At 66.2% G+C, this 9,827-nt stretch carries 8 protein-coding genes; 3 read left to right on the forward strand and 5 right to left on the reverse strand.

Going from position 1 to position 9,827, the window contains the following annotated elements; all coding sequences use genetic code 11:
* Nucleotide 1 precedes the first annotated feature (1 nt).
* From ACQR1F_RS17435 to ACQR1F_RS17445, 3 genes are all read right to left on the reverse strand, one after another.
* Entirely contained in the window at nt 2-1,210 is a 1,209-nt protein-coding gene (locus tag ACQR1F_RS17435) for a CaiB/BaiF CoA transferase family protein (RefSeq protein WP_434873318.1), read from the reverse strand.
* A 252-nt stretch (nt 1,211-1,462) separates the two neighbouring features.
* Nucleotides 1,463-1,663 carry a cold-shock protein gene (locus tag ACQR1F_RS17440; RefSeq protein WP_315713975.1) on the reverse strand — a complete coding sequence of 67 codons (201 nt, stop codon included), beginning with the start codon at nt 1,661-1,663 and terminating at the stop codon, nt 1,463-1,465.
* Between the two features lie 252 nt (nt 1,664-1,915).
* Nucleotides 1,916-3,640: an adenylate/guanylate cyclase domain-containing protein gene (locus ACQR1F_RS17445; RefSeq protein ID WP_315803177.1), complete on the reverse strand. Its 1,725-nt coding sequence runs from the start codon at nt 3,638-3,640 to the stop codon at nt 1,916-1,918.
* Nucleotides 3,641-3,866: 226 nt separating this feature from the next.
* Between ACQR1F_RS17445 and ACQR1F_RS17450 the strand changes: the two genes are divergently transcribed.
* Nucleotides 3,867-5,372, forward strand: a complete 1,506-nt coding sequence (locus ACQR1F_RS17450; RefSeq protein ID WP_434913529.1) for a glycosyltransferase family 39 protein — start codon at nt 3,867-3,869, stop codon at nt 5,370-5,372.
* Between the two features lie 3 nt (nt 5,373-5,375).
* On the opposite strand, the gene ACQR1F_RS17455 is transcribed toward ACQR1F_RS17450, so the two are convergent.
* Both ACQR1F_RS17455 and ACQR1F_RS17460 read right to left on the reverse strand, forming a co-directional pair.
* Nucleotides 5,376-6,404, reverse strand: coding sequence for a YcjF family protein (locus ACQR1F_RS17455; protein WP_434913530.1), 1,029 nt, complete (start codon nt 6,402-6,404; stop codon nt 5,376-5,378).
* Complete coding sequence (locus ACQR1F_RS17460; RefSeq protein WP_315803180.1) at nt 6,401-7,864, reverse strand: YcjX family protein; 1,464 nt, start codon at nt 7,862-7,864, stop codon at nt 6,401-6,403. The genes ACQR1F_RS17455 and ACQR1F_RS17460 overlap by 4 nt, the downstream gene beginning before the upstream one ends.
* Nucleotides 7,865-8,055: 191 nt before the next feature.
* Here ACQR1F_RS17460 and trhA point away from each other — a divergent pair, with 191 nt between their 5' ends.
* Both trhA and ACQR1F_RS17470 read left to right on the forward strand, forming a co-directional pair.
* Nucleotides 8,056-8,751, forward strand: a complete 696-nt coding sequence (trhA, locus tag ACQR1F_RS17465) for a PAQR family membrane homeostasis protein TrhA (protein ID WP_315759485.1) — start codon at nt 8,056-8,058, stop codon at nt 8,749-8,751.
* 24 nt (nt 8,752-8,775) lie between these two features.
* Entirely contained in the window at nt 8,776-9,570 is a 795-nt protein-coding gene (locus ACQR1F_RS17470) for an SDR family oxidoreductase (protein WP_316216557.1), read from the forward strand.
* Nucleotides 9,571-9,827: the final 257 nt, after the last annotated feature.

Genomic DNA, 9,827 nt, shown 5'->3' on the forward strand with positions numbered 1-9,827 from the left:
CTCAGGCCACTGCGCCGCGCGCGCGCAGGTCGCGGATGGCCTCGTCGTCGAAGCCGGCGCTGCGCAGGATCTCGTCGCTGTGCTGCCCTATGCCGGGCGGCTTGCGCGGTGCGACCTTGCGCTGGCCGTCGATGAAGATCGGGCTGTTGACGGTCAGCATGGTGTCGTTCTCGAACGGCACCAGCACCTCGTTCTCGATCATCTGCCTGTCGTTCGGGATGTCGTCGAGAATGCCGACCACGCCGAACACGAGCCCGCTGCCGTCGAGGATCCGGCGCCATTCGGCCAGCGGCCTGGTCGCGAACACCGCGTCGAACTCATGGATCAGCTCGACCGAGCGGGCGTGGCGATCGGCCTTGGTGACGAAGCGCGGATCGTCGATCAGCTCCTCCCGGCCAAGGCAGCGGGCGAGGATCGGCCACTGCTTCTCCTCATTGAGGAGCGACAGCATGATCCAGCGGCCGTCCTGGCATTTGTAGTGATTGGCGACCGCGTTCAGCGCGCGTTCGCGCGGCCGCCGCTCGACGAAGGTCGCACCGCAAAGCTTGGCCTGGGCGAGCACGGAGGCTGCCCAGACCCCGTTGGCCATCAGGTTGGAGGCGACATGGCAGCCCTTGCCGGTCTTCTCGCGCTGGTAAAGCGCCGTGACGATCGCGCCATAAAACGCCATCGCGCAGGGGTGGTCGCCCATGCCGGCGACGGAGCGGGCGGGTGTCGTGCTCTCGTCTGCACGGACCAGGTCCATCAACCCGGAGCGCGCCCAATAGGCGTTGCTGTCGAAGCCGGGTTTGTCGGCTTCCTCGCCCTTCTCGCCATATCCGGTGAACGACGCGTAGATCAGCCGTGGATTGAGCGGCGCGAGCTTGTCGTGGGTGAGGCCGAGCTTGGCGCGGACCGACGGCGGAAAGTTGGTGATGAAGACATCGGCCTCACCGACCAATCTATGCAGGACGGCCTGCGCTTCCGGCTTCGACAGGTCGAGCGCGAGGCTGCGCTTGTTGCGGGCTTCAAGATACCACGCGTAGTTATGCTCGCTGCGCGGATAGCCCGGCAGGTTCGGCAGGTTGCGGTAGGGATCGCCGGCGCCGGGCGGCTCGATCTTGATGACGTCAGCGCCGAAATCGGAAAGCACGGTGGCGGCTGCGGGAGCCGCGATGAAGCTCGCGCAGTCCAGCACCTTCAGGCCATGGAAAATGCCCTTGTCGTCCATGATGCGTCGCTCCCGTCGCTTGTTTCCGCGCGCTGGAATTCTGTTGTCGGCGCGGTTCGAGGCGCATTTGACCCGGGTCGGGCGGGCGAGGCAATGGCGGGGAGGGAGCTGAAACTACAAACAAGCGTAAAGATGTGATCAGGAGCGGGCACCGCTCCTGTCTATTTCGACGTGTCGACAATCATGCTGGCTTGGTGAGGGGAACGATCGCGCCGAAAAGCCGCGAGGCGGAATGGCGCGCCAATTGATCCGCTACACTTTCAGGTTCTCGGCCGAACTCCTGCCGCGGTTGGCAATCTCGTCGTACTCGATGGTCTGGCCCTCGTTGAGGGTCGCCAGCCCGGCCTTCTGCACGGCGGAGATGTGAACGAAAATGTCCTTGCCCCCGGCCGCAGGCTGGATGAAGCCATAGCCCTTGGTCGGGTTGAACCACTTGACCGTACCTTTAGCCATACGTCGCCTCCGCGGGATCAATCCAATTCGAACCGGCGGTCCCCGCAAACCGTCAGGCCCGGAATTCGAGAATACTGCGGTTGTGACAGGCGTGATAGCGCAAACAGCGGGCGGTTTTGGCCCGAAATGATCGATATCGTGGCGGCTTTGCGGCTTTTGACCGCAACGCCACCGTTCCGCCCGTCGCCGCGGACCCGCTGCAACCGTTCTCGGTATGACAGCGCAGGCTGCAAACAGGTTCAACGCAACTCGTCATGCAGCCGTCCCTTCGTCCGAGAGCATCGCGAGTTCGGCGGCATCCATGGCCGTCCTGACGCGCATCGGCTCAGCGCGGCCGCGAATCTCGACCTCGCGCTGCGGCAGCACGTCGGCGGCAAGTCGCGCCCGCGCGTAGACCTCGTCCGAGATGATGACCTGGCAGCCGAGGGTCTTCGTCATGTCTTGCAGTCGTGATGCGACGTTGACGGCGTCGCCCAGCGCGGTGAACACCATGTGGTCGCGATAGCCGATCTCGCCCACGATCACCTCGCCGCCGTGAATGCCGATGCCGAAGCGGATCGGGTCATGCAGATCATGGCTGAGGAACGCGTTCAGCTCGGCGATGTTGGCCGCGATGTCGCGCGCCGCCTGGATCGCCTGGCCGCACGCGACATGTGAATCGGTGGCTAGTCCGAACAGCGCGAGCATACCGTCGCCGACGAACTGATTGGGCTGCCCGCCATTCGCCAGCACGGCCTGGGAGACGGCGCTGAGGAAGCGGTTGACGATGAACACGACGTCGAACGGCAGCCGTTTCTCAGCGAGGCCGGTCGATCCGCGCATGTCGACGAACAGGCTGACGAGGTAGCGCTCCTGCCCGATTCCGGCGCGCGAGCTAGTGCGCTCGCCGGGTGTCGGGTTCGGCATGAACAGCTGAAAGAATGAAAGATCGCCGGTGGGGCGCAACTGGCAGGCCAGCCTGACCGACGGGTCGGCCGCGCCGATCTGCGCGAGCACGAAGGCCTCGCGAGGCGAGGGTGGCGGCAGCGCGCCGGGATCTCCGATCACCCTGATGCGGCAGGTCGAGCAGCGCGCGCGGCCGCCGCACATGCTGGCATGCGGTACGTTGTTGCGCAGACTGGCCTCGAGCACCGACAAACCCTTTGGCACCCGGATGGAGCGGCCATTGTTGTAGGATAGCGTGACCATGCCGCCACGTCGCTCATGCACCGCTCGCACGCCGCGCGCGGCGAGCGCCAAGCCGATCAGGCCGCCATAGCCGATTAGGAAGCCGTTCATGATGGTCTCGAGTACTGCCTGCTCCAGGGGCGTGCCCATCTGCCGCGACAGATTCTCGACCCGCCACTGCGGCGCTGCGCTTGCCGCGATGACGTCTCGGCCTCCACGGTAGAAGCCGAGCAGCGCCAGCGCCGGGATCAGCACGGCGCAGGCGAGCAGCCACGGCGCCGCGCGCTTGTAGAACGGCTTGAGCCGCAGCCAGAAGTGCAGCCCGATGCAGCCATGCGCCCATGACGTCAGCAGCGCGGCCGACATCAGCCAGATCCGCCAGGACGGGCCGGTCCAATAGGAGTACAGAACCTGCGGGTACAGCTTCTCTTGTCCGTACAGGGCCTGCCCGATGCGGACGCCGGCGATGTGGCTGAAGATCAACGCGGGGATGCTGAGGCCGAGCAGCAGCTGCAGAGGCTCCATCGTGCTGCGGCTGAATTGCCGGCGCTGATAAAGCGCCCACACGCCGAGCCCGCCATGGGTGAGAGCGGCCGCATAGAACAGCACGGCGATCGGAGGAAACTGCCAGAACGCCACATGATAGGACACGCCCTCGGCGAGGGCCTGCAGCGAGATGTTGCCGAGCGCATGGTTGAGAAAATGGCTGAGCAGGTAGCTGAAGAGGATGAAGCCGCAGATCAGCCGTACCTGCCGCACACCGATGCCGCGCCGGGCGGACTGTAAACGATGGGAAATCGAAATGGTCATGTGGTCCGTATGATCTGGAGCCGCAATGCTAGAGATTTATTCCCTGTTGTCCTAGAGGGCTGATGGCGGTGGTCATCCGGCGGCGCGAGCTGCGCGCGCGAACGTTGACTCGCCCGGCGGAGTCGGGGAAAAGCACCGCGTGACGGCCATTCCCCCAGGCATCGACAGCCCAAAGTTTCGCTCCACGCGCGCTGCGTGGCTGATGGCTGCGGCCGTGATCGCAAGCATGACGATCATCCGTCTCGTCTACGCCGCTGCGCTCGATCTGCGCACCGACGAGGCCTATTACTGGACCTGGTCGAAGGAGCTGCAGCTCTGCTTCCTCGATCATCCGCCCATGATCGCCTGGTTCATCCGGCTGGGCACTGCCCTGTTCGGCGATACCAATCTCGGCGTCCGCTTTGCCGGCATCCTCGCGATGGGCGCGACGCAGCTCCTGCTCGCCGACATCGTTCGCCGCGCCACTCACAATATGCGGGCGGTGATCATCGTGGTGCTGCTGCCAGAGGCCGCGCTCTATTATGGCCTGCTGATGGCCAAGGTGGCCCCGGACGTCGCGGTGATCCCGTTTGCGCTCGCGATGATCTGGGCGCTGGTTCGCCTCGCCGAGAGCGATGACGGCCGCTGGTGGCTCGCGGCCGGCCTGTTCGGCGGACTGGCGCTGTTGTCCAAATTCACGGTGGTCATGCTGCTGCCGGGCGTGGCGGCATTCCTGCTCGTTCCGGCCTGGCGCAGCCGCTGGCTGTTCAGTCCCTATCCATGGTGCGGAGCATTGATTGCGCTGGCCGTGTTCTCGCCGGTGCTGATCTGGAACGTACAGCACGACTGGGCCTCGTTCCGCTTCCAGTTCGTTCGCGCCACCGCGCCGCATGAGTTGTCGTTGCGGACGCTCGGCGATTACATCGGATTGCAGTTCGGACAGGTCGGCTTCGTGCTGCTGCCGGTCACGCTGTCGGCGCTGAGTTTCACGGCCTGGCGCGGCTATCGCACGCGTGAGCCGGTCGCGATCCTGCTGTCGACGGCGGTGCTGGTGCCGTTCCTCTACTTCCTCTGGAAGTCGTTCACCTTGCGGATCGGCGACACCTGGCCGATGTTCATGTGGCCGATCGGGTTTGCGGCGGTCGCGATCAACATCGTCAAGCTGCCGCAGGACGGCGCGCCCGCCTGGTTCGTCCGATCCACCGTGCGCTGGGCGCGCATCGCCGTCGTCAGCGGCATCGCCATGGTGGTCCTGATCTTCCTCTACTACGTCGCCGCGCCCTGGAATTTCCTCGGGCGGGCCGATCCGATCGGCGCCGAGGCGGGCTATCAGCAGGTGGCGGCGCGCGCCGAGCAGGAGCTGCAAAAGATCGGCGCGACCTGGATCGCGACCTCCGACTATCGCACCTACGCGATGATGCGGTGGTTCTTTCGCGGCCGCGTGCCGGTGATCCAGATCAACGAGCGTGCCCGCTTCATCGGCTTTCGTGATCCCGGCATGAACCTGATCGCGGGACATGCCGGCCTCTACGTCGTGCGCGAGCCGGACAATGCCGGCCCGCTGCTGGCGGACACGACCGCGCACCGCGAGCCGCTCGGACGCGTCGAGCGGAGCTGGCGCGGCCGCGTCATGGACACCTACGCGTTCGGCAGTCTGACGGGCTGGACGCCCGAACTGGCGCCGCCGCCGGACTCGCCATTGTACCAATGGCGCTGGCTCGCCGGTGAGTTCGATTCCGCGCCGCGGGCCTGAGCCTCATCCCTGCTCCTCCTGCTTGCGCAGGAGATCCTTGGCGAGATCCGCCAGCGCCGGTCGCGGCAGCGCGGCGAACGGCATCGGCCGGGTCACGTCGATGGCCGCGAGCCCGAGCCGCGCCGTAAGCAGTCCGTTGAGCACGCCTTCGCCGAGCCGCTGCGACAGCTTTGCCGCGATGCCATGGCCCAGCACCTGCTGGATCAGGCTGTCGCTCGCGGCCATGCCGCCGGTGATGGCGAGATGCGCGACGACATGGCGCAACAGGCTGATCATGCCGAGCGCGCCGGGACGGCCGCCATAGAGCCGCGCGAGCTGCCGGATCATCCGCAAGCTTGCCACGAAGACGAACAGCACGTCGATCAGCGCGCGCGGACTCACGGCAGTCACCACCGAGACCCGCTGCGCCGCGACCGACACCAGGCGCCGTGCCTCGACGTCGAGCGGCGCCATCAGCTCGCGCTCGGCGAGCTTGATCATGTCGCCGCCGTCGATGATGTCGTCGGCGTGGCCGGCGAGCGCGGCACGCGGACGCGCCAGCCGGGGATTGGCATGTGCGATCCGCAGCAGCTCGGCGACCACCTCGCGGCTCTCGGCGCGATCGTCGGACAGCAGCACGGCGGCCGCGCGCTGATGCAGCTTCTCGATGGTGGCGAGACGCACCAGGCCGTAGGTCTCTCGGGCAATGACGACCGCCAATGCGATCGCGGCTGCGGCCGCGAATCCCGCGCCGACATAGCCGAGCGCCTCGCTGCGCGCGAACAGATCCTCGATCAGCCGGGTGACGCCGAGGCCGAGGCCGAGCAGGACGAGGCCGGTGACCGAGCCCCAAAAAAGTGCGCCCCAGCGAAAGCCGCGCCGTGCCGGCAGCACGGTCTCGACCGGCACCGGCAATTGCGCCGGGTCGGCCTCAGGCGTGATCTGGATGGTGCCCCGGCCGGGCCGGGCGGCGTCCTCGGCATCGACCACGACGACGTCGGGATCATCGAGCCGGAAGGTCTGGGGACGACGAGGCTTGGCGCGTTCGCTCATTGCAGCCGGTCTCCGATCAGGAACTGAAGGGCGCGGTCCATGCGGATATGGGGCAAAGCGGGCTCGCCGCCAGCATCGGGGGCCAGCAAAGGCGGGCGGAAGCGCAGAAAGCGGAAGTCGGTGCCGTCGGCGGCAGCGCTCGACAGGCCGCGATAGGCGCCGCCCTTGAACAGCTCCTCCGGATCGGCCGGCAGCTCGCCCGGAAACGTCGCCACCTCGGTGTCGCCGTCGAAGATCTCGCCATTGGCGCTTTCGCCGGCGGCCGGCGTGCCGAGCAGCGACGGCAGCTTGTCGCGGCCGCGGGCGACCAGCGCCTCGCGCGTCGCCCTGACGGCGGCCAGTGCCACCACATCGATCGCAGCGCCCGTGCTCTCGGCCCGGGCCACCGCGCGGTTGACGGCGCGCCGCAGCACGGCTTCGAGCCGGTCGTGGCTGGTGTGATGCAGATGGTCGGCCTTGGTCGCCGCGAACAGGATGCGGTCGATATGCGGCCGGAACAGTGCGGTCAGCAGATTGCCGCGTCCGACGCGGAAGCAATCGAGAATGCCGGTCAGCGCCGCCTCGAGATCGTGCAGCGCCTCCGGTCCGGCATTGAACGCCGCCAGCGCGTCGACCAGCACGATCTGGCGATCGAGCCGGGCGAAATGGTCGCGAAAGAACGGCCTGACAACGATGTCCTTGTAGGACTCGTAGCGCCGCGCCATCATCGCCCACAGCGAGCCGCTCGGTGCCTGGCCGTCGGCCGGCACGTCGAGCGGCGCAAAGGTCAGCGCCGGCGAGCCCGCGAGATTGCCCGGCATCAGGAAGCGTCCGGGCGGCAGCAGGCTCATGGCGAAGCGCTCGTCGCGGCAGGCGCGCAAGTAGTCGGTGAACAGCCGTGCGGCCTCGAGTGTCGCCGACTCGTCCTCGCGGCCTTCGGGGGCGAGCGTCGCCAGATGCGCGTGCCAGTCCCTGGCGACATGCGCGCGCGGCTCGCTGCGCGACAGCGCGAGGCTTTCCCGCGCCCATTGCTCATAGCTCTTGTTCAGCAGCGGCAGGTCGAGCAGCCATTCGCCGGGATAGTCGACGATGTCGAGCGTGAGCGTCCGCTCGGCGCCGTTGGCGCGCTGGAATTCGATCACCAGCCTGAGCTCGCTGATGTCGACGGTCGAGCTCGGCCAGCGTCGCTCGGTGACCAGCGCCCGCACGTGGCTCTCATAGGCAAAGCGCGGCACGCCGTCGTCGGGTTGCGGCGTCAGATAGGCGCGGGCGATGCGGCCCGAGGCCAAGGCCTCGAACACCGGCATGCGCCCGCCGCGAACGAGGTCGTGGATCAGCGCCGTGATGAACACGGTCTTACCGGCCCGCGACAGCCCAGTGACGCCAAGGCGGACGGTCGGGTTGAGGAAGCTCTCGCCATAATCGAGCAGGGCACGGGCCGAGAGCCGCGCTTCCTCGACGAGTTCGGAAAAGGTCACCATGGGAGGAGGGGAATTCGCCAGTTGAAAAGGGCGTGAGCGATTGTTGACAGGTGGCGATGCAAAACACCGGATTCAAGCTCACAATTCCGGCCCGTTTCCGGATAGAACCAGACTTTGAACGGAACGTTGACCACTGGAAACCATAATCCTTCCGGCACAATTGTCCCGGAAAACCGGCACCAGGCTCTGACATGACCGTATTTCAACTGAAGCAGTTCGCCTCGACCTCCGTCCATGCCGCCACCGGCGCGATGCGCTGGAACTACGACAAGGTCGAGATGATCGCGGACGGCGTCGTCCACGTCGTCGGCATCGCCGCCGGGCTGGTCGCCGCAACCGTGCTCGTCGTGCTGACCTCGATCTATGCCAGCGCCGTCGACATCGTGGTGGTGTCGATCTATGTCGCGGGACTGCTCTCGATGCTGACGCTGTCGGCAACCTATAATCTGTGGCCGGTGTCGCCGACCAAATGGGTGCTGCGCCGCTTCGACCACTCCGCCATCTACGTGCTCATCGCGGCCACCTATACGCCGTTCATCGCCGCCCTGAAGGACACGGTGTTCTCGGCCGCGCTGCTGCTCGGGGTCTGGGGCGTCGCCATCTTCGGCATCGTTCTGAAGCTGCGCTGGCCGGGCCGCTTCGACGCGCTGTCGATCGGGCTGTATCTCGCGCTCGGCTGGAGCGGCGTCATGATGTACGACCGGGTGATCTCGGTGATGCCGGCCTCGGTCCTGGCCTGCGTGCTCACCGGCGGCATCCTCTACAGCCTCGGCGTCATCTTCCACTCGTGGCGGCGCTTGCGCTTCCAGAACGCGATCTGGCATGGTTTCGTGTTGCTGGGCGCCGGCTTTCATTATACCGCGGTGCTCGACCTGGTCTTGACCTAGAAAATTCCACGAGGAGGGCTTTGCATGCAGGTGACCGGCAAGATTGTTGTGGTCACCGGCGGAGCCCGCGGCATCGGCAAGGCGCTGTGCGAGGCGTTCGCGGCTGCTGGGGCGGCGAAGGTGATCGTGGCCGATCTCGACGAAGCCGGCGCCAAGGCCGTCGCTGATGGCATCGGCGGCGCCGCCTTCAGATGCGACGTCTCCCAGGAAGCCGACATCCGGCACGTGATCGAGGAAACCGAGCGGCAGTTCGGGCCGATTGCGCTGTTCTGTTCCAATGCCGGCATCGGCGGCGGCTTCGACCCGTTGTCGGTCAATGTCGGCGGCACCTCCGACGAGCCGTGGGCGCGGAGCTGGGCCATTCACGTGATGGCGCATGTCTATGCGGCGCGGCATCTGATCCCGCGCTACAAGGCGCGCGGCGGCGGCTATTTCCTCAACACGATCTCGGCGGCCGGCCTGCTGTCGCAGGTCGGCAGCGCGCCTTACTCCACCACCAAGCATGCCGCGGTGGGATTTGCCGAGAATCTCGCGATCTCGCACAAGGCCGACAACATCAAGGTCTCGATCCTCTGTCCGCAGGGCGTCGACACGGACATGCTGCGATCGATCCCGAAGGGCCCGCAATCCGGCGACGGTGATCTGACACCCGAGCAGGTCGCGCAGGACGTGCTGAAAGGGCTTGCCGAGGAGAGCTTCCTGATTCTCCCGCATCCGCAGGTTCTCGGCTACATGCGCAAGAAGACCGAGAACTACGACCGCTGGCTCGGCGGCATGGCGAAGATCCAGGCGAAGATGCGGGACGAGTTCGGCAACTAGGATTGCAGCCATTGTCGTCGGATGATTTGAGTTGTCGGACAATCTGACAGTGGACCCTTCGCGACACATCGGACATTGGTCGTTTCCGTCATTGCGAGCGAAGCGAAGCAATCCAGAGTCGCGAGCGCTGCCCCGGATTGCTTCGCTGCTGTTCAGCCCGGGGACATGGCTGACAGGTGCTCGGAGACATGGTTGACACCTCAAAATTGGCTCGATTCGTCAAGCAAAGGGGCGAGCGATGCCGTGGCGAGAGGTGT

The sequence above is a fragment of the Bradyrhizobium sp. HKCCYLS3013 genome (assembly GCF_051167615.1).
GTDB lineage: Bacteria > Pseudomonadota > Alphaproteobacteria > Rhizobiales > Xanthobacteraceae > Bradyrhizobium.